Annotated in this window: 16 protein-coding genes; 12 read left to right on the forward strand and 4 right to left on the reverse strand. The window is 74.4% G+C overall.

Features of this window, described 5'->3' with window-relative positions; translation table 11 throughout:
• Window positions 1-37 precede the first annotated feature (37 nt).
• The gene (locus tag CV755_RS11225) at window positions 38-1,099 is read right to left on the reverse strand and encodes a DUF4034 domain-containing protein (RefSeq protein ID WP_109280043.1); all 1,062 of its coding nucleotides are present in this window, start codon (window positions 1,097-1,099) and stop codon (window positions 38-40) included.
• Window positions 1,096-2,811 carry a M48 family metalloprotease gene (locus CV755_RS36675; RefSeq protein ID WP_277751799.1) on the reverse strand — a complete coding sequence of 572 codons (1,716 nt, stop codon included), beginning with the start codon at window positions 2,809-2,811 and terminating at the stop codon, window positions 1,096-1,098. The genes CV755_RS11225 and CV755_RS36675 overlap by 4 nt, the downstream gene beginning before the upstream one ends.
• A 178-nt stretch (window positions 2,812-2,989) precedes the next feature.
• On the opposite strand from CV755_RS36675, the gene CV755_RS11235 reads away from it, so the two are divergent.
• A complete protein-coding gene (locus CV755_RS11235; protein ID WP_109280044.1) occupies window positions 2,990-3,952 on the forward strand; it encodes an ADP-ribosylglycohydrolase family protein in 963 nt (320 codons plus the stop codon).
• 21 nt (window positions 3,953-3,973) lie between these two features.
• Here the strand turns inward: CV755_RS11235 and CV755_RS11240 are convergent, their stop codons facing one another.
• On the reverse strand, window positions 3,974-5,392 hold the full coding sequence (locus tag CV755_RS11240; RefSeq protein ID WP_241561128.1) for a hypothetical protein: 1,419 nt from the start codon (window positions 5,390-5,392) through the stop codon (window positions 3,974-3,976).
• Between the two features lie 300 nt (window positions 5,393-5,692).
• Window positions 5,693-7,819, reverse strand: a complete 2,127-nt coding sequence (locus CV755_RS11245; RefSeq protein ID WP_164503283.1) for a catalase — start codon at window positions 7,817-7,819, stop codon at window positions 5,693-5,695.
• 438 nt (window positions 7,820-8,257) lie between these two features.
• On the opposite strand from CV755_RS11245, the gene CV755_RS11250 reads away from it, so the two are divergent.
• The 11 genes from CV755_RS11250 (at window position 8,258) to CV755_RS11300 (ending at window position 18,999) form a co-directional block, all read left to right on the forward strand.
• A complete protein-coding gene (locus CV755_RS11250) occupies window positions 8,258-9,220 on the forward strand; it encodes a UDP-glucuronic acid decarboxylase family protein (protein ID WP_109280046.1) in 963 nt (320 codons plus the stop codon).
• Between the two features lie 71 nt (window positions 9,221-9,291).
• The gene (locus tag CV755_RS11255) at window positions 9,292-10,962 is read left to right on the forward strand and encodes a carbamoyltransferase family protein (protein ID WP_109280047.1); all 1,671 of its coding nucleotides are present in this window, start codon (window positions 9,292-9,294) and stop codon (window positions 10,960-10,962) included.
• Entirely contained in the window at window positions 10,959-11,987 is a 1,029-nt protein-coding gene (locus CV755_RS11260) for a glycosyltransferase family 2 protein (protein ID WP_109280048.1), read from the forward strand. Before CV755_RS11255 ends, CV755_RS11260 begins: the two co-directional genes overlap by 4 nt.
• Window positions 11,984-12,529, forward strand: coding sequence for a D-glycero-alpha-D-manno-heptose-1,7-bisphosphate 7-phosphatase (locus tag CV755_RS11265; RefSeq protein ID WP_109280049.1), 546 nt, complete (start codon window positions 11,984-11,986; stop codon window positions 12,527-12,529). Before CV755_RS11260 ends, CV755_RS11265 begins: the two co-directional genes overlap by 4 nt.
• Window positions 12,526-13,581 carry a glycosyltransferase family 9 protein gene (locus CV755_RS11270; protein ID WP_109280074.1) on the forward strand — a complete coding sequence of 352 codons (1,056 nt, stop codon included), beginning with the start codon at window positions 12,526-12,528 and terminating at the stop codon, window positions 13,579-13,581. Before CV755_RS11265 ends, CV755_RS11270 begins: the two co-directional genes overlap by 4 nt.
• Entirely contained in the window at window positions 13,578-14,540 is a 963-nt protein-coding gene (locus CV755_RS11275; RefSeq protein WP_109280050.1) for a glycosyltransferase, read from the forward strand. Before CV755_RS11270 ends, CV755_RS11275 begins: the two co-directional genes overlap by 4 nt.
• Complete coding sequence (locus CV755_RS11280) at window positions 14,537-15,757, forward strand: glycosyltransferase (protein WP_109280051.1); 1,221 nt, start codon at window positions 14,537-14,539, stop codon at window positions 15,755-15,757. Before CV755_RS11275 ends, CV755_RS11280 begins: the two co-directional genes overlap by 4 nt.
• Window positions 15,754-16,353 carry a D-sedoheptulose-7-phosphate isomerase gene (locus CV755_RS11285; protein WP_109280052.1) on the forward strand — a complete coding sequence of 200 codons (600 nt, stop codon included), beginning with the start codon at window positions 15,754-15,756 and terminating at the stop codon, window positions 16,351-16,353. Before CV755_RS11280 ends, CV755_RS11285 begins: the two co-directional genes overlap by 4 nt.
• A 15-nt stretch (window positions 16,354-16,368) precedes the next feature.
• A complete protein-coding gene (rfaE2, locus tag CV755_RS11290) occupies window positions 16,369-17,757 on the forward strand; it encodes a D-glycero-beta-D-manno-heptose 1-phosphate adenylyltransferase (RefSeq protein ID WP_109280053.1) in 1,389 nt (462 codons plus the stop codon).
• 23 nt (window positions 17,758-17,780) lie between these two features.
• Window positions 17,781-18,740, forward strand: a complete 960-nt coding sequence (locus CV755_RS11295) for a glycosyltransferase family 9 protein (RefSeq protein ID WP_241561129.1) — start codon at window positions 17,781-17,783, stop codon at window positions 18,738-18,740.
• A 31-nt stretch (window positions 18,741-18,771) separates the two neighbouring features.
• Window positions 18,772-18,999: a DUF6480 family protein gene (locus CV755_RS11300; protein ID WP_109280055.1), complete on the forward strand. Its 228-nt coding sequence runs from the start codon at window positions 18,772-18,774 to the stop codon at window positions 18,997-18,999.
• Window positions 19,000-19,008 lie beyond the last annotated feature (9 nt).

The raw sequence follows: 19,008 nt of genomic DNA on the forward strand, positions 1-19,008 counted from the left end.
CGGCCCCGCCGGCGCCGCAACGGGGCTCGCCACCGCCCTAGTTGGCGTGCTGGGCGATGAGCGCGCCCCTGAGCGCCCGCTCCCGGTAGGCGCAGAAGACCTTGGCCGGGTCGGTGTAGTAGTGCCAGGGCAGGGCGCCGACAAAGCCGTCCACCTGGCGGAACTGCTCCAGGGCCGCCGCATGGCTGCCCTGTCTGGTCAGGCAGTAGGCGAGCAGGTGGCGGGCCTCGGCGAGGCCCGGATGGCCAGGGTCCGCCGCGGCGAGGTCCCGCAGTGCGGTCTCGGTCAGTGTTCTCATCTCGGGCCATCCATAGGCCTTGTCGGGCGCGTCGGAGTTGTGCTCGAACCAGCTGATGATCGGCAGCATGGTCAGCAGGCTGCCGGGCGGTGCCACGGCCGCGGCCCGGGCGGCGAAGTCCTGGGCAAGTTCGGCGGAGCCGCGCCACTTGGCGCACCAGTACTGGAGCGCGCTGCGGTGGGCCGCGTAGTGGTAGGGGGCGCGGGCGGTGACCTCGGCCCACAGCTGCCGCATCGCCTCGTGCGGGGCGCCGAGCCCCTTGTGGAGCGGGATCTGCGCGATATAGGGGGTGGGGTCGTCCGGCGGAGCCAGCGCCTGGGCGCGGGCGAAGTCCTGGCGGGCCTCGCCCAGCAGCCGGTGGAAGCCGGCGAACTGTTCGCGGGTGGTGCCGGCGGCCCTGGCCGAGCCGCGGATCTCCCAGGCGAGACTCACCTTCGCGGCCGCGTGGACCACGGCCGCGGCCGGGTCCTCCGGGCAGGCCGCCTGCCAGGCGCGCAGCCAGGAGTCCTCCTTGGCTGCCTGCCCGGCCAGGGCATCGACCAGATGGCTCCGGCGTTCCCAGTCGGTGCCGGCCATGGCCAGTGCCCGGGCGGCGGGCTGCCAGTCGCCCTGGGCGGCCGCGGTGAGCACGGCCTCGGTCGAGGGGTCGGCGAAGGCCCGGTCGGTCCGCTGCCGCTCCGGCGGCAACAGGTCCGCGCCGGCCCGGACGGCGAGGGTGGCGGCTCTGGCCGCCCGCCGCTTGTTGCGCAGCCAGAAGATCAGCATCAGCACAAGGATGGTGAAGGGGATGACCGCGGTCATGGGTAAAGAGGTCTCCGATGGTCCGGTCGGTTCCGGGGCGGGCGGGTCAGTGCGCGAGAAGGGTGCGCAGGGGGGTGGTGTCCGGGGTGTCGGCGGTGGCCGCCCGTACCGCTGCCGCCAGGGCTTCCTCCAGGGCGTCCGGGTCCGGCCAGGCGCTGCTCGCGGGCAGCGTCAGGCGGGCCCGGTCGGACCAGGACAGCTGCCAGCGGGCGCCGTGGTGCTCCACCAGGGCCAGCTGGGCCAGCCGCCGCGTCCCCCGCCTCCAGGGCCGGCCGGAGGAATTCCCGGGCCGCCCGGCCGGTCGCCCGGGCCGCCTCCGGCGACTTGGGGAGCCGGTCCGCGACGAGCCAGAGCTGTCCCGCGTCGGCGGCGTCCAGCAGGGCCGCCAGCTCCGCCGGGGCACTGTCCGCCGGGGCGGTGTCCACCGCCATCCCGGCCGCCGCCAGGGCGGACCTCAGCGGTTGTGCCGCCTCCTGGGCCTGTGCGTACATCGCCCGGTGCACCAACTCCTGCCAGGTCACTCGCTCCAGGGCGAGTGCCTCGGGGGTGAGCACGGCGGATTCGACTTCCGCCAGCACCCGTTCGGTGTCCCGGAGCAGGGCCAGCGCCGGCCTGGCACCGTCCGCAGTGCGGCCGTCGTCCGGCAGGGCCTCGATGAGCCGGACCCGCTCGGCCACCGGCGGGTGCGAGTCATACGGGGTCGCCTCGGCCGGCGGCAGGGTGGTGTGCAGCTCCGCCAGGTTCATACGGCGCCGGGGATCGGCGAGCAGATGGCGCAGCCCGCCGAAGACCTCGCCGCGCGGCGGGAGAAGGCCCGCCGAGACGCCCATGGTGGCGTAGCTGTTGAGGTAGAAGTCCTGGACCGCGTCGAGAACAGCGGTCCGCCGCAGCGCCGATGCGGTGGCGTCGCGGCCCGCGACCTTGGCCGCGATCAGGTCGGCGGCCAGTTCCTGCTGCCGGCCCACACTGCTGGTGGCCCGCAGATAGAACCGTGCGTAGACCTGGAACGGCCTGGCCATCAGCCGGTAACCCAGGCCGGCGTTCTTGGTGCTGATGCGCCTGGGCCTGCGGCCCTTGCGCAGCGCCTTGGCGGCCGCCTGCTCCTGCCGGGAGCGCTCCTTGCCGATCCGCTGCTCCTCGCGCTCCTTGAACGCCTCGACGGTCCGTCCCACACAGTCGCGGCCCCGCCGGGTGATGCCGGCGAGCCGGGTGTCGGAATTGCCGTAGTGGCCGAGCTCATGGGCGATCACCGAGTGCAGCTGGGGCTCCGTCAGACCGGCCAGCAGCGGCACCCCGAGGAAGAGGCGGCGCCGCCCCGGAACGAGGCCCAGCAGCCGGGCGTCCTCGGCGACCGCGGCGTTCACCTCTCCGGTCAGCAGAATCTCATCCGGCGCCCGGGTACCGGACTGCTCGGCCAACCCCCGTACGGTGCGCCAGAGTTCGGGCTGTCCCGCCTCGGTGACGGGCAGCCCGGGCACCGTGTCGCCCCCGCCGGTGCCGAAGGTGAAGACGCCCCGCAGAATCGGAAAGCCCAACAGAGCCAGGACCACGGTCAGTTTGATCGAGGCCAGGTGCACTCCCCGGGTCCAGACCGCGATATCGATGCCCACGAGGGCGCCGAGAATGACCAGGGCGAGCAGATAGAAACCGGCCAGCAGCAGAATCGCGCGCAGCGCGCGCAGGCATGCGCCCACAGGGCAGAGTCCCCCCATGACTTTGCAAAGAGATCGTGAACGGAGGACATGGTATGCGCCATTCGAACGCCGCTGCGATCGTTTTCACCCAAGGATGAAAAGCGGGGTCCGGTCGCGGCCGCGCAATTCACTCGCCCGCACCGGCGGCCGGCGAGGAGAATGCTCCGGCCCGGCCATCGCCCCGAGGAGCTTCACCATGACCAGCACCGGTCCCCGCCACGCCCACGCCTGTCTGGACGGCCTGGTGATGGGCGATGCCTTCGGCGACAGCTGGTTCACGCGCTCCGAGGAGAACCCCGGCGAGCAGTGGGCCGCGCGGCAACCGCGTCCGGGGCCCTGGCCATGGACGGACGACTCCGCCATGGCCTGTGTGCTGTTCGCCCATCTGACGGTCCATGGGGAGGTTCAACCCGGCCTCTTGGCAAGGGAGTTCGCCGCCGAATACGCCCGCGACCCGGGTCGCAAGTACGGCCCGTCGATGCACGGGGTGCTGCGCGAGATCGGCGGGGGCGGCGACTGGCGGGCGGTGACCGCCGCACAGTTCGGCGGGCAGGGCTCGTACGGCAATGGCGCCGCGATGCGGGTGGCCCCGCTGGGTGCCTGGTTCCACGGCGATCCGACGGCCGCCGGCGAGCAGGCCCGGCTGTCCGCGCTCACCACACATGCGCATCCTGAAGCGGTCGCGGGCGCCGTGGCAGTGGCCACCGCCGCGGCCCTGGCGGCCGCCGGGGAGGGCCGGGAGGCCCCGCCGCGCTCCGAGTTCCTGCGGGAGGTCGCCGACCGGGTGCCGCAAAGCGACGTCCGCTCGGGGATCCTGGTGGCCGCGCGCCTCCCGGAGCACACCTCGGTCCGCCATGCGGCGTCCGTGCTGGGCTCCGGTGCGCTGATCTCGGCCCCGGACACGGTCCCGTTCGCCCTGTGGTCGGCCGCCGGGCACCTGGACGACCTGCACGAGGCGCTGTGGCAGACCGTCGCCGGGTGGGGCGACCGCGACACCACCTGCGCGATCGCCGGAGGCATCGTCGCGGCCCGCACCGGCACCGACGGCATTCCCCCGGCCTGGCACCGGACCCGCGAGGCCCTCCCCGCCTGGAGCCGCTGGGCGCCGACGCGGCGGGGCCATGTCACGAACAGCCGCCGGGGCACCGGCACGGGATGAGGGTCCGGGCCGCACACGCATTCAGCCGGCCAGCCCGGCCTCCCACTTGCGCCGCCGCAGGACATATTCGCTGAAGAGATGGCGGCTCCGGTCCAGCAGCTCGCCTACCTCCGCGTCTCCGCGCGGTACCTCCGCCGACGGACGCCAGCGCTGCACTGACTGCCCGGCCCAGGTGCGCAGTTTCACATCCGGGTCGTCCAGCAGCCCGACCGCCGCCCGCAGCGCCACTACGCCGCCGCGGGCGTTGAGCAGCCGGAAAGCGGCGATCCGGACGTGCCGTGGCCACTTGAGGTCGGTATGCCCCAGCAGCCAGTCGGCGGGGAGGTCCGGTGCCGAGGGCAGCAGAGCGAGGGCGGTCTGGCGTACCACGCCTGGGGACGGGTCCTCCAGCAGCGGCCGCAGCCGTTCGGTGTCCGTGAGGTCAAGTGCCCGCAGGCCGGCCACCGCCTGGGCCCGCACGCCGGGCACCGGGTGCGCCAGCAGCGGCCGGAGGAGCTCACCGTCCGTGCGCTCCCCGCACTCGGCCAGTCCGATGACGGCACCGGGCGGCAGGTCCGGCCCGGCTGCCGTGCAGCGCTCCCGGTACCAGCCCGCCGGGTGGCCGCCGAGCTGTCGTACCACATACCGGGCGCAAGCGCGCACCAGTGCGGACCGGTCGGTGAGGAAGGACTGGGCCTGCCGCGCCCGCCCGGCCCGCCGCAGGACAGTGACGCCCGCCGCACGGGTGCGCGGGTTCCGCGCGGTCAGCAGGGGCGTGAGCACCTCGTCCGGTACATCCTTGTCCACGTCCTCCCCCGGCCGAGCGGCCAGCGCCGCCGTGACACACAGGTCCTGGACCACGGTGTCCCCGTCCCGCGCGGCCGCACGGGCGAGTTGGACGGGGCCGAGGAGCCGCTGCTCGACGGCCAGCCGGTAGGTGAACCGCCGGACGGCGCGGTCGGGGTCGGCAAGGAGTGCGCTGAGCCGTCCCAGGGGTGCCGGGCGCAGGACCGCTCCGAGCAGACCGACGCCGAAGGCGCCTCGGTCGCGGCGGCCCACGCTCAGGATCAGCGGCGCCAGGGCGATGGCCGCCTCCAGGTCCAGGGCCTCGCGCAGCAGTTCCCGGGCGCGCTCGCGTACGGGCTCGGCCCAGTCGGCGGCGCGGATCACTACCAGCGGCAGCAGGCCGGGGTACCGGGCCGAGGAACGCACCGCCTTCTCACGGATCCGACCGTCGCCGTGGCACAAGGCCAGCGCGAGCCGGGACTCGGCCGGGTGCGCCGGGTCCACGGACGGAGGCTCCGGCAGCAGTCGCAGCCCGTACCGCCAGGCCGCCTCCCGCACCCCTTGGTCGAGGGCCAGCCAGTCGCCGGGGCCGCCGGCACCCACTGCCTCCCGCAGTGCCACGCCCTCCGCCAGGCGCATTGCCGCCGCTATCCCGCTCCTGGTGTCCTCACGCATTGCTGTCCCGCTCCGTTTCCTGCCCTGGTGTCCGTCCGATCCTAGGGGGCCGGATTGCTGCCGGTCGTGAGGATTTCCGGCAGGCGACTTCCTGCGCGAAGGTGGCGGTCGGGGTCATCGGTGCGGAGCGCACCGGGCGCCGTGACCGGCGCTCGTGCCGTGCGGTGCCGCGCGGCCCGTGCAACGACTCTTGGCAGTAGGTGACTTGGTGCCGTCGTCCCTGTTTCTGCGGGCAGTGCGCCGCCCGGCAGCGGACCGGCCCTTGACTCCGCGCGAAACCCAACCGGCAAGCCCCAACGCTCAGTTGAGCAACCCCGGCCGCCGCGGGAAGCGGTGCCGTTCCAGTGCCGCGGCCAGTGCGTCCGCGACATCGGCCGGTTCCGCGGTGCCATTGCCGCTGAAGACTCCGTAGGAGGGGGCGGATTCGCCCAGGACCACATCCTCCGGCAGCTTGGCCTCGGTCAGCAGCCGGGTGCCCTCGCCGAAGACGGCCAGTGGCTTGCCGTGCCGGTACGCCTCCTCCACAAAGCGCACCGCCGCGGGGTCGGCGGAGAGTTCGCCGACCGCCTCCTTGCCGTCCGGGACGACGACCGCGTCATAGAGGACGGAGGCCATGGTGGGCAGGGCCCGGTCCACCTCCAGCCCATTGCCGTCCGCGGCGCGCAGCCTGCCCGCCTTGGCGGCCAGTACCTCCACAATGGCGCCCTGGTCGGTCAACCGCTCGCGAAGTGCGGTGACTTGGGAAGCGTCGGTGCCGTCGGCGGCCAGTACGGCGACCTTGCGGGTGCGGATGCCCCCGGTGCCGGTGAGGTTCTCCTGGCTGAGGGCGGGTGAGGCGGCGGTGGTGATGCCCTCGGCCGCCGCCGGGGCGGGCAGGCCCAGGCCGTCCGCGACCTGGGCCGCCAGTTCGCCGTTGACCTGGGCCAGGTTGCCGACCATGCGCTCGCGCACCGGCACCGACTCCACCTTGCCCAGCTCGAAGCGGAACGCCTCCACGATATGGCGCTGTTCCCAGTCGGACATGCTGTTCCAGAACAGCGCGGCCTGGCTGTAGTGGTCCTGGAAGCTCTCGCTGCGCACCCGGATCTTCTCGCCGTCCACCCGCTGGGCGTAGTGCCGGAACACCCCCGCGCCGCCGCCGGCCCCGGCGTGCGCGGGGCAGCCGCCGCCCAGGGAGTTGGGGAAGTAGTTGGTGCCGGGGTGGATGACCTGCTGGCCGAAGCCGTCGCGGTGGTTGTGGTTGACGTCCGCGAGGGGCCGGTTGACCGGCAGCTGGCTGAAGTTGGGGCCGCCCAGCCGGATCAGCTGGGTGTCCAGATAGGAGAAGTTGCGCCCCTGGAGCAGCGGGTCGTTGGTGAAGTCGATGCCGGGCACCACATTGGCGGTGTGGAAGGCGACCTGTTCGGTCTCGGCGAAGAAGTTCTGCGGGTTGCGGTTGAGGACCAGGCGGCCGATGGGCCGTACCGGCACCTGCTCCTCAGGGATGATCTTCGTGGCGTCCAGCAGGTCGAAGTCGAAGGAGAACTCGTCCTCCTCGGGCACCAGCTGGACGCCCAGCTCCCACTCCGGGTACTCCCCGGCTTCGATGGCCTCCCACAGGTCGCGGCGGTTGAAGTCGGGGTCGCGTCCGGCGGCGATCTGGGCCTCGTCCCAGACCAGGGAGTTGACGCCCAGCTTGGGCTTCCAGTGGAATTTCACAAAGGTGCCGCGTCCCTCGGCGGTGACAAACCGGAAGGTGTGCACCCCGAAGCCCTGCATCATCCGGAAGCTGCGCGGGATGGCCCGGTCGGACATCAGCCACATCAGCATATGGGTGCTCTCCGGCTGCAGGGAGCAGAAGTCCCAGAAGGTGTCGTGCGCGGAGGCGCCGGTGGGCATCTCATTGTGCGGTTCCATTTTCACCGCGTGTACGAAGTCCGGGAATTTGATGGCGTCCTGGATGAAGAACACCGGCATATTGTTGCCGACCAGGTCGTAATTGCCTTCCCGGGTATAGAACTTGGTGGCGAAGCCTCGGACATCGCGCACCGTGTCCGCGGAGCCGCGCGGGCCCTGTACGGTGGAGAAGCGGACGAACACCGGTGTCCGGCGGCCCGCTTCGGCGAGAAAGTCGGCGCAGGTGTACTCGCCCAGCGGCTCATAGTTCTCGAAGTAGCCATAGGCGCCCGCGCCGCGAGCGTGCACCACCCGCTCCGGGATCCGCTCATGGTCGAAGTGAGTGATCTTCTCCCGGTTGTGGAAGTCCTCCAGCAGGGTGGGCCCCCGGGTCCCGGCGCGCAGCGCGTTGTCGGTGTCGTCCACCCGCACACCCTGGTCGGTGGTGAGCGCGTCATGCCGGGGCGCGGCACGGAACTGTGCCAGTTGCTGGTCCTTGGCGTCCTGGGGTCCGGCGGTGCCCCGGCCTGCTGACTCGGATTGAGCGGACACGCGTGCACTTCCTTCCGTGTCGGGGTCACGGTTCTGTCGGGCGTCGGCACGGTGCCGCTCGCCTTCCCAGGCTCACCCGGCTTCCCGGCGCGGGCAATCCGAAACCGCCGGGCCGGGGTGGGCCGAAGCGCCTCGACTGGAGTAATGGCCGGGAGTGTGCGAGCCTGCTTCTGAGTCGTTCCGGCCACGGACGGTCAAGAGGGCATCCGCCCCGCACGTTCCAAACAGCCGGTGCCGCGGCGCCAAGAGCGCGAGTTACGGCGGCCGAAACTCCATTGAAACTCCATCACGACGCGATATGCGCGATAAGCGCGATATGACGGGCCAACCGCCTCCGGTGGGCCGGCTGTCTCCGGTATGCCAACCGCCTCCGGTGAGGCCCGCGCGCTTTTGTCCCCGGCGGCCGCCTTCCGGCCCGTCAGCCGAAGGAGTGTGATCATGGACGAACGACGCTGGACCCGTGCGGTGGTCACCGGTGGGGCCGGATTCGTCGGATCCCACCTGTGCGAGCGGCTGCTGGGCGAGGGCATCGAGGTGTGGTGCGTGGACAACCTGGTCACCGGCGCCCGCGCCAATATCGCCCATCTGGAGGGCGATCCGGGCTTCACCTTCCTCGAGGCCGATGTCTCCCGGGACGACAGCCTGGCCGCCATACCCGGGCGGGTGGGGCTGGTGCTCCATCTGGCCTGCCCGGCCTCCCCCGCCGACTATCTGCGGCTGCCCATCCAGACCCTGGAGGCGGGCAGCAGCGGCACCCATAACGCCCTGGAGCTGGCCCGCCGGGACGGGGCGCGGTTTCTGCTGGCCTCCACCTCGGAGGTGTACGGGGACCCGCTCGAGCACCCGCAGCGCGAGGGGTACTGGGGCAATGTCAACCCCATCGGGCCGCGCAGCGTCTACGACGAGTCCAAGCGGTATGCGGAGGCGCTGGTCACCGCCTACCGGCGCACCCATGGCACGGACACCGCGATTGTGCGGATCTTCAATACCTATGGCCCGCGGATGCGGGCGGGCGACGGCCGGGCAGTGCCCACCTTTATCCGGCAGGCGCTGGACGGTGAGCCGCTGACGGTGGCGGGGGACGGCAGCCAGACCCGTTCGCTGACCTATGTGGACGACACGGTGGACGGCATCCTGGCGCTGGCCGCCAGCGGCCGCCCCGGCCCGGTCAACATCGGCAGCTCCGATGAGACCACCATGCTCGAACTGGCCCGGCACATCGTGGACTTGACCGGTTCGGCGTCCACCATCGAGTTTGTGGACCGCCCGGCGGACGACCCGGCCAAGCGCCGCCCCGACACCACGGCCGCGCGCCGGGAACTGGGCTGGCGGCCGCGCTTCGAGTGCACGGAGGGCCTCAAACGGACGGTGGAGTGGTTCGCCCGGTCCGCCCGGGTGTGAAGCAACTGCCGTAAGGGCGAGCGGAGTTCCTCCGGAGTTTCCCTTACACCCCCGACGCCACGGAGCACGCCATGCGCATCCTCGGTATCAACGCCCTCTTCCACGACCCGGCCGCCGCACTGGTCGTTGACGGACGGATCGTCGCGGCCGCCGAGGAGGAGCGGTTCTCCCGGCGCAAGCACGGCAAGCGCCCGGTGCCCTTCGCCGCCTGGGAGCTGCCCGTACAGGCGGCCGCCTGGTGTCTGGAGCACGCCGGGCTGAGCCCGGGCGAACTGGACGCGGTGGGCTACTCCTACGACCCGGCGCTCTCCCGCCCCGCGGAGGCCATGGGCCTGGAGGACCCCTGGGACAGCCTGCGCCAGACCTATGCCCGGGAGGCCCCGTACTTCCTGGCCGACGCCCTGCCGGGACTGGCGCCGGAGAAGGTGAGGTTTGTCCCGCACCATGTGGCGCACGCGGCCTCCGCCGGACTGGCCGCGCCCCATCCGGACAGCGCGGTGCTGGTGCTGGACGGGCGCGGGGAGTGCGCCTCCCACCTGGCCGGGCGCTATACCGGCGGTGCCCTGGAGGTGCTGCGCACCCAGGAGCTGCCGCAGTCGCTGGGGCTGGTCTACGAGGAGCTGACCGCCCATCTGGGCTTTCTGCGCAGCAGTGACGAGTACAAGGTGATGGCCCTGGCCGCCTATGGCAAACCGCGCTTCCTGCCCGAGCTGCGGGAGCGGATGCACGCCACCGGGGACGGCGGTTTCCAGGCGCACGCGGTGGACTGGAGCGCGCTCACCGAGCCGCGCGCCCCTGGCCAGGAATGGACCCAGGACCATGCCGACCTGGCCGCCAGCACCCAGGCGTGTCTGGAGGAGCTGCTGCTGGACCTGGTGCGCTGGCTGTACGGCCGCACCGGCGCCCGGGCACTGGCCCTGGCCGGCGGGGTGGCGCTCAACTGTGTGGCCAACTCGCGGATCGCCACCGAGGGCCCGTTCCGCAAGGTGTGGGTGCAGCCGGCCGCCGGTGACGCCGGGACCGCGCTGGGCGCGGCGCTGCATCTGGCGGCGGACCGCGGGGAGCCGGCCGCGCCGATGGAGGGCGCGGACCTGGGCCGGGGCTGGTCGGAGGAGGAGCTGCGGGGCTGGCTGGAGCGGGCCCGTATCCCCTATGAGGAGCCGCCGGACATCGCCGAGGCGGTGGCCGCGGAGCTGGCCCGGGACGGCATTGTGGCCTGGTTCCAGGGGCGCAGCGAGTACGGGCCCAGGGCGCTGGGACACCGCTCGCTGCTGGCCCACCCCGGCCGGGCGGAGAACCTTGAGCGGCTCAACCATGTCAAGGGCCGGGAGGAGTTCCGGCCGGTGGCGCCGATGGTGCTGGCCGACCGGGCGGCGGAGATCTTCGAGGGGCCGCTGCCCAGCCCGTATATGCTCTTCGTCCACGATGTGGTGCGCTCCTGGCGGGACCGGATCCCGGCCGTGGTGCATGTGGACGGCACCGCCCGCATCCAGACCGTGGACCCGGCGCGGGAGCCCCTGGTGGCCCGGATGCTCACCGGGTTCGAGAAGCGCACCGGGCTGCCGGTGGTGGTCAACACCAGCCTGAACACGGCGGGCCGGCCCATGGTGGACGATCCCCGGGACGCCCTGGAGTGCTTCGGTTCCGCGCCGGTGGATCTGCTGGCCATCGGGCCGTTCGCCGTGCGGCGCGGCCGGGCCTTCGCGGCGGGCGGCCGGGCGGCCGCGGAGGAGGCGACATGAACTCCGGTTCCTGGCCCGCCTATTCGGTGGTGATCCCCACCCTGGGCCGGCCCTGTCTGGCGGCCTGTCTGGACGCGCTGGCGCTGTCGGCCGGCCCGGCGCCGGAGCGGGTGGTGCTGGTGGACGACCGTCCCGGCCCCCGGCACAGCCGGCCGCCGCTGCCGCTGCCCGCGCTGGGTGAACTGCGCGGCCGGGCCCGGGTGTTGTGCAGCTCGGGGCGCGGTCCGGCGGCGGCCCGCAACACCGGGTGGCGGGCGGTGCACACCCCCTGGGTGGTGTTCCTGGACGACGATGTGCAGGTTGGCCCGGCCTGGCGGACCCGGCTGGTGCACGATCTGGCGCAGGCCGCCCCGGATGTGGACGGGGTGCAGGGCGTCATCGAGGTGCCGCTGCCCGGGGACCGGGCGCCCACCGACTGGGAGCGCAATACCGCCGGACTGGCCGGGGCCCGCTGGGCGACGGCCGATATGGCCTACCGCACGGCGGTGTTGCAGGCGGTGGGCGGTTTCGACGAGCGCTTCCCGCGGGCCTTCCGGGAGGACGCCGATCTGGCGCTGCGGGTGCTGGCGGCCGGGCGGCGTCTGGAGCGCGGGCGGCGCACCACCCGGCATCCGGTGCGTCCGGCCGGCCGCTGGGTCTCGCTGCGCCACCAGGCGGGCAACGCCGATGACGCGCTGATGCTGCGGCTGCACGGCGCCGACTGGTGGCACCGGGCGGGCGCGCCGCGCGGCCGGCTGTCCCGGCACGCGGCGGTGACCGCGGCCGGGGCGGCGGCGGTGGTGCTGGCGCTGGCCGGCCGCCGGGGCGCGGGGCTGGCGGCCGCGGCGGGCTGGGCGCTGGGTACCGCGGAGTTCGCCTGGGCGCGGATCGCGCCGGGGCCGCGTACCAGGTCGGAAGTGACGGCGATGCTGGCCACCAGTGCGGTGATCCCGCCGCTGGCCGTGGGGCACCGGCTGCGCGGCGCCTGGCGGCACCGGACGGCCGCGCCGCTGCCGGCCGGGCCACGGGGCGGGGGTGCGCCATGAGCGGCGGTACGGGCCTGCCGGAGGCGGTGCTGTTCGACCGGGACGGCACCCTGGTGCGGGATGTGCCCTACAACGGTGACCCGGGGCGGGTCCGGCCGCTGCCCGGGGCCCGGCGGGCGCTGGCACTGCTGCGGGAGCGCGGGGTGCGGGTGGGGGTGGTCACCAACCAGTCCGGGGTGGCGCGCGGGCTGCTGAGCATGGCCCAGGTGGCCCGGGTCAACGCGCGGGTGGAGCAGCTGCTGGGCCCGTTCGATGTATGGGCGGTGTGCCCGCACGGTCCGGCGGACGGCTGTGGCTGCCGCAAGCCCGCGCCGGGCCTGATCCTGCGCGCCGCCCGGGAGTTGGGGGTGCGCTGTGCGGACTGTGTGGTGGTCGGGGACATCGGCGGCGATCTGGCGGCCGCCTCGGCCGCCGGGGCGCGCGGGGTGCTGGTGCCCACCGCGGTCACCCGGCCCGAGGAGGTGGCGCGGGCCGAGTGCCGGGCGCCCGATCTGCCGGCCGCGGTGCGCCTGCTGCTTGAGGAAGGGGGTGGGTGGCGATGAGGGCTCTGGTGGCCCGGCTGGACAGCTTCGGCGATGTGCTGCTGGCCGGTCCGGCGGTCCGGGCGGTGGCCGCGCGGGCGGAGCACACCGTCCTGCTGTGCGGGCCGCGCGGCGCTCCGGCGGCCCGGATGCTGCCCGGGGTGGACCAGGTGATGGTGTGGGACGCGCCCTGGGCGGGCTTCCAGCCGCCCGCCGTGGACCGTACGGACGTGGACCGGTTCGTCGATGACATCGCCCGACTGCGGGTGGATACGGGCCTGTTGCTCACCTCCTTCCACCAAAGCCCGCTGCCGCTGGCCCTGTTGCTGCGGCTGGCCGGAGTCCCGCGGCTGGCGGCGGACTGTGCCGACTATCCCGGTGCGCTGCTGGACGTACGGCACCGGCGTGCCCCGCGCGCTCATGAGGTGCGGGCCGCGCTGGATCTGGCCGAGGCGGCCGGATTCCCGCTGCCGGAAGGCGATGACGGCCGGCCGGCGGTGACCGAGCCGCCCGCCCCGGGCGCCCTGGTGGGCGAGGACGGCTATGTGGTGGTGCACCCGGGCGCCGCGGTGCCGGCCCGGCGCTGGGGCACGGAGCGGTGCACGGCGGCGGTCCGGGAACTGGTGCGCGCCGGCTACCGGGTGGTGGTCACCGGGGCGCCGGAGGAGCGGGAGCTGACCGCGGCGGTGGCCCGGGGCGGCGCGCTGGACCTGGGCGGGCGTACCGGCCCGGCCGAGCTGGCCGGGGTGCTGGCCCATGCGGCCGCGGTGGTGGTGGGCAATACCGGGCCGGCCCATCTGGCGGCGGCGGTGGGCACTCCGGTGGTCTCGCTGTTCGCCCCGGTGGTGCCGGCCGAGCGGTGGGCCCCGTACGGGGTGCCGCATGTGCTGCTGGGGGACGAGCGGGCGCCGTGCGCGGGCAGCCGGGCCCGGGTCTGCCCGGTGCCCGGCCACCCCTGCCTGAACGGGGTGTCCCCGGAGGATGTGCTGGCCGCGGTGGAGAAGCTGACCGGGCGGACGCCCGGCCTGGACCCCGGACCGGAGCGGATGGAGCGGACGGAGCGGACGTCATGAGGATCCTGCTGTGGCATGTGCACGGTTCATGGACGACGGCGTTCGTCCAGGGCCGGCACAGCTATCTGGTGCCGGTGACGGCGGACCGGGGCCCGGACGGGCTGGGCCGGGCCGCCACCTTCGACTGGCCGGAGTCGGTACGGGAGGTGCCGCCGGAGGAGCTGCGCGACACCGGGATCGATCTGCTGGTGCTTCAGCGGCCGCATGAACTGGAGCTGGCGCGCCGCTGGCTGGGACGGCGGCCGGGCGTGGATGTGCCGACGGTGTACCTCGAACACAACGCGCCCGGCGGCCCCGTACCGGACACCCGTCATCCGGCCGCGGACCGGCCGGAGTTGACGGTGGTCCATGTCACCCACTTCAACCGGCTGATGTGGGACTGCGGTTCGACGCCGACGGCGGTGATCGAGCATGGCATCGTCGATCCGGGTCCGCTGTGGACCGGGCGGCTGAAGCGGGCGGCGGTGGTGGTCAACGAGCCGCTGCGGCGCGGCCGTACCACCGGCACCGATCTGCTGCCCTACTTCGCCGGGGCGGCGCCGCTGGATGTGTTCGGGATGCGCACCGAGGGCGTCGCCGAGCGCCTGGGCCTCCCGCCGGAGCGCTGCCGCAGCCGCGAACTGGTCCAGGACGAGCTGCACTTGGCGCTGGCCGAGCGGCGGGTCTATCTGCATCCGGTGCGCTGGACCTCGCTGGGGCTGTCCCTGCTGGAGGCCATGCACCTGGGGATGCCGGTGGTGGCGCTGGCGACCACCGAGGTGTGCGAGGCGGTGCCGCCGGGAGCCGGGGTGGTCTCCAACCGGCTGGAGGTGCTGCATGACGCGGTACGCGGCTTCCTCGCCGAGCCGGATCTGGCACGGGAGACCGGCCGGGCGGCCAGGGCCGCGGCCCTGGCCCGCTATGGACTGCCCAGGTTCCTGGACGACTGGGACCGGCTGATCAAGGAGGTGACCCGATGAGGATCGCCATGGTTTCCGAACACGCCAGTCCGCTGGCCGCGTTGGGCGGTCCCGACGCGGGGGGCCAGAACGTCTATGTGGCCCGGCTGGCGGAGCTGCTGGCCGGCCGGGGCCACCGGGTGACGGTCTACACCCGCCGGGACGATCCCGCGCTGCCGGACCGGGTGCCGCTGCCCTCGGGCGCGGTGGTGGAGCATGTGCGCGCCGGCCCGCCGCGGGCGCTGCCCAAGGACGAACTGCTGCCGTTCATGCCGGGGTTCGGGGCGCATCTGGCGCGGGCCTGGGAGCGCGAGGACCCCGATGTGGTGCACGCCCACTTCTGGATGTCGGGGCTGGCCTCGCTGCTGGGGGCGCGTGATCTGGGGGTGCCGGTGGTGCAGACCTATCACGCCCTGGGCACCGTCAAGCAGCGGCACCAGGGGGCGGCGGACACCAGCCCGCCGGAACGCCTGGGCATCGAGCGGAACATCGGCGCCAGTTGCGCCCGGATCCTGGCCACCTGCTCGGACGAGGTGCGGGAGCTGGGCCGGATGGGCATCGCCCCGGAGCGCTGTTCGGTGGTGCCCTGCGGGGTGGACACCGAGCTCTTCTCGGCCCGGGGCCGGATCGCCCTGAGCCCGCCGCGCCGGGCCCGGCACCGGCTGCTGACCGTGGGCCGGCTGGTGCCGCGCAAGGGCGTGGACCTGGCGCTGCGCGCACTGCGCCGGATCCCGGACGCCGAACTGCTGGTGGCGGGCGGCCCGCCGCGTGACGGACTGGCCCGGGACGGCGAGGCGATGCGGCTGCTGGCCCTGGCCCGGCAGCTGCGGGTGGCCGACCGGCTGGTGCTGCTGGGCTGTGTGCCGCACCAGGAGATGCCGGCGCTGATCCGCAGCGCCGATGTGGTGCTGTGCACCCCGGCCTATGAGCCGTTCGGCATCGTTCCGCTGGAGGCGATGGCCTGCGGCGTACCGGTGGTGGCCACCGATGTGGGCGGGCACCGGGACACCGTGGCCCACGGCCGCACCGGTCTGCTGGTGCCGCCGGGCCGCCCGGCGCCGCTGGCCGAGGCGATCCGCCGGCTCCTGGACTCGCCCGAGCGGCTGGCGGCCTGCGGCCGGGCCGGGCGGGAACGGGCGGTGACCCGGTTCGCCTGGCCGAAGGTGGCGGGCGGTGTGGAACGCGTCTACGACCGGGCCGCCGCCCTGCGCCCCATAGCGTCAGGAGTCCCGCGATGACCGTGACCCGTACCACCCCTCGTACCGCGGCCGGCACCGACCACTGCGACCGGCTGCTGGCGGCACTGCGGACCTTCCGGGCCGAGCAGGTGGCCACCGCCCAGCGCTGGGGCGCCCAGCTGGCGGCCACCCTGTCCGCCGGCGGGCGGCTGCTGGCGGCGGGCAACGGCGGCAGCGCGGCCCAGGCCCAGCATCTGACGGCCGAGCTGGTGGGGCGCTACCGCGAGGACCGGGCCCCGTTCTCGGCCATCGCCCTGCACGCCGACACCTCCAGCTGCACCGCCATCGTCAATGACTACGGGCCGGACGAGCTGTTCGCCCGTCAGGTACGGGCCCACGCCCGGCCCGGCGATGTGCTGATCCTGCTGTCCACCAGCGGGGCCAGCCGCAATCTGCTGGCCGCGGCAGCCGCGGGCCGGGCGGCGGCGGCCGATGTCTGGTCGCTGACCGGGCCGGCGCCCAACCCGCTGGCCGAGGCGGGCGACCGGCGGCTGTGCGTGGCGGCGGACAGCACCGCCAACGTCCAGGAGCTGCACCTGGTGGCGGTGCATCTGATGTGCGCCGCCTTCGACGCGGCCCTGGACACCCTGCCCTGACCGAAAGGGGTCGTTATGAGCACCGGGACACCACTGCTGGTCGTCGGTGACGCCCTGCTCGACCGGGATCTGGTCGGCACCGCGGAACGGCTGGCGCCGGACGCGCCCGTCCCGGTGCTGGACGGCTGCCAGGAGTGGCTGCGCCCGGGCGGCGCGGCGCTGGCCGCCTGGCTGGCCGCCCGGGCGGGCCGTTCGGTGACCCTGCTGGCGCCGCTGGGCGAGGACCCGGCCAGCCGCCGGGTCAGAGCGCTGCTGGAACCGCTGGTGACGGTGGTGCCGCTGCCGCTGGACGGCCCGCTGGTGGAGAAGACCAGGGTGCTGGCGGACGGCCGCCCGGTGGTCCGGCTGGACCGGGGCACCGGGCGGGCCGGCCCGGCCACCGACCGGGCCCGCCGGCTGCTGGACCAGGCGCCCGCGGTGCTGGTGGCCGACTACGCCCGGGGCGCCGCCGAGGTGCTGCGGGCGGAGCTGGCCGCGCTGGCCCCGCACACCGCGCTGGTCTGGGACCCGCACCCGCGCGGCCTGCCGCCGGTGCCCGGCGCCCGGCTGGCGACCCCCACCTATGAGGAGGCCCGCGGCTTCGCCGGGGACGGTGTGCCGGAGGGCGAGTCGCTGGGCGCGGTGGCCCGTACCGCGGCGGACCTGGTGCGCCGCTGGCGGGCGGTATGGGTGGCGATCACCCTGGGCGGCCGGGGCGCGCTGCTCTCCCAGGGGGAGGGCCCCATGCTGGTTCCGGCCGCGGCCCGGCACAGCGGTGACACCTGTGGCGCCGGTGACTGCTTCGCGGCGACCGCCGCCGGGCTGCTGGGCGACGGCGCCCTGCCGGCCGAAGCGGTGCAGGGCGCGGTGGCCGCGGCCACCCGCTATGTCGCCGAGGGCGGCGCCCGGGCGGTGGCGCCCGGTCCGGAGCCCACCGGGGCGCCGGACCACCGCGGCGAGGCGGACGGCCTGAAGCTGGCGGGCCGGGTGAGGGCCGCGGGTGGCACGGTGGTCGCCGCGGGCGGCTGCTTCGACCTGCTGCACGCCGGCCATGTCAGCCTGCTCCAGCAGGCCCGGGGCATCGGCGACTGCCTGATCGTCTGCCTGAACTCCGACGCCTCGGTACGCCGCCGCAAGGGCGCCGGCCGGCCCATCAATCCGCTGCCCGACCGGATCAGAGTGCTCCAGGCCCTCCAGTGTGTGGACGCGGTGGCGGTGTTCGACGAGGACACCCCCCAGCGGCTGCTGTCCCGGCTCCGCCCGCACATCTGGGTCAAGGGCGGCGACTACGCGGTGGAACAGCTGCCGGAAGCGGCCCAGCTGGCGGAGTGGGGCGGGCAGGCGGTACTGCTGCCCTACCTGGACGGCCGCTCCAGCACCACATTGGCCACCCGCGCGGCCCGCACGGTGGGGGCCCGGCGATGAGGGGCCCGGTTTACGGCGGGCGGGTGGATGCCGTTCGCCCCGGAGCGGCGGGCCCGCCCGACGGGCCGCGACTGCTGGTTCTGCGGGCCCTGGGCCTGGGCGACCTCCTCACCGGCGTACCGGCCCTGCGCGCCCTGCGCCGGGCGTACCCGGAGCACCGGCTCATCCTGGCGGCGCCCGCCGACCTGGCCCAGGCCGCCGCCGCCACGGACGCGGTGGACACCCTCCTCCCCACCTCCGCACCGGGCCGCGCCGTACCGGAAACCCTCCCCTGGACCGGCCCGCCCCCCGACATCGCCGTGGACCTGCATGGCAACGGCCCGCCCAGCCACCGCCTCCTGCAACAACTGCGCCCGCGCCGGCTGCTGGCCTTCGCCCACCCCGGCACACCGGACATCGACGGCCCGCCCTGGCGCCCGGACGAACACGAACGGCAGCGCTGGTGCCGGCTGCTGGGCCACTACGGCATCGCGGCCGACCCCGGCGACTTTGTGCTGCGCCGCCCTGCCGCGCTCTCCCCCGCGCCCGGCGCCACCGTGCTGCACCCCGGCGCCGGCTCCCCGGCCCGCCGCTGGCCCGCCGACCGCTTCGCCGCGCTGGCCCGGCTGCTGCTGGCCCGCGGCCACCGGGTGGTGGTGACCGGCGGCCCGGGCGAGGAGGCGCTGGTGCGGCGGGTGGCCGTACCCGGCACCCGCGCCCTGTCCGGCGGACTGCCCTTCGGCGCGCTGTCCGCCCTGGTCGCCGAGGCCCGGGCGGTGATCAGCGGCGACACCGGCCCGGCCCATCTGGCGGTGGCCTTCGGTACGCCCAGCGTCACCCTGTTCGGGCCGGTCGCCCCCGCCCTGTGGGGGCCGCCGCCCGACCCCCGGCACGCGGCACTATGGCATCGGGGGCCGCCCGGCGATCCGCACGGCGCCGCACCCGACCCATTGCTGCTGCGCATCCGCCCGGAAGAGGTCCTGGCGGCCCTGGAGACCGTCTGACCGGCCACGCAACCAGAAGGAAGGTGGCGTCATGAGCGGCGCGAATCCCGATCCGGACCCGGTCCGCACTCCGGGCCTGGAGCCCGGCGGCGGGGTACCGCCGGGCGAGACCCCGCCCGGCGAGTCCAGCATGTCCGGCGCGGGCCCCCAGGAGACCTACAACCCCGCCCGCGGCTGGGCCAAGGGCCCGATCCTGGCGATCGGCGCCCTGGTGGTCATCCTGGTGATCACCATGATCATCTGGGCAGCCATAGTCTGACGGCACCGC

It is taken from the genome of Streptomyces orinoci (genome assembly GCF_003121295.1).
In the GTDB taxonomy this organism is placed as follows: domain Bacteria; phylum Actinomycetota; class Actinomycetes; order Streptomycetales; family Streptomycetaceae; genus Streptomyces; species Streptomyces orinoci.

Excerpts from the sequence above, each read along its gene's own strand:
- CV755_RS11300 (WP_109280055.1), top strand. The coding sequence starts at position 18,772 with ATGAGCGGCGCGAATCCCGATCCGGACCCGGTCCGCACTCCGGGCCTG.
- CV755_RS11265 (WP_109280049.1), top strand. The coding sequence starts at position 11,984 with ATGAGCGGCGGTACGGGCCTGCCGGAGGCGGTGCTGTTCGACCGGGAC.
- CV755_RS11255 (WP_109280047.1), top strand. The coding sequence starts at position 9,292 with ATGCGCATCCTCGGTATCAACGCCCTCTTCCACGACCCGGCCGCCGCA.
- CV755_RS36675 (WP_277751799.1), bottom strand. The coding sequence starts at position 2,811 with ATGGGGGGACTCTGCCCTGTGGGCGCATGCCTGCGCGCGCTGCGCGCG.
- rfaE2 (WP_109280053.1), top strand. The coding sequence starts at position 16,369 with ATGAGCACCGGGACACCACTGCTGGTCGTCGGTGACGCCCTGCTCGAC.
- CV755_RS11260 (WP_109280048.1), top strand. The coding sequence starts at position 10,959 with ATGAACTCCGGTTCCTGGCCCGCCTATTCGGTGGTGATCCCCACCCTG.
- CV755_RS11250 (WP_109280046.1), top strand. The coding sequence starts at position 8,258 with ATGGACGAACGACGCTGGACCCGTGCGGTGGTCACCGGTGGGGCCGGA.
- CV755_RS11235 (WP_109280044.1), top strand. The coding sequence starts at position 2,990 with ATGACCAGCACCGGTCCCCGCCACGCCCACGCCTGTCTGGACGGCCTG.
- CV755_RS11285 (WP_109280052.1), top strand. The coding sequence starts at position 15,754 with ATGACCGTGACCCGTACCACCCCTCGTACCGCGGCCGGCACCGACCAC.
- CV755_RS11275 (WP_109280050.1), top strand. The coding sequence starts at position 13,578 with ATGAGGATCCTGCTGTGGCATGTGCACGGTTCATGGACGACGGCGTTC.
- CV755_RS11225 (WP_109280043.1), bottom strand. The coding sequence starts at position 1,099 with ATGACCGCGGTCATCCCCTTCACCATCCTTGTGCTGATGCTGATCTTC.
- CV755_RS11270 (WP_109280074.1), top strand. The coding sequence starts at position 12,526 with ATGAGGGCTCTGGTGGCCCGGCTGGACAGCTTCGGCGATGTGCTGCTG.
- CV755_RS11240 (WP_241561128.1), bottom strand. The coding sequence starts at position 5,392 with ATGCGTGAGGACACCAGGAGCGGGATAGCGGCGGCAATGCGCCTGGCG.
- CV755_RS11280 (WP_109280051.1), top strand. The coding sequence starts at position 14,537 with ATGAGGATCGCCATGGTTTCCGAACACGCCAGTCCGCTGGCCGCGTTG.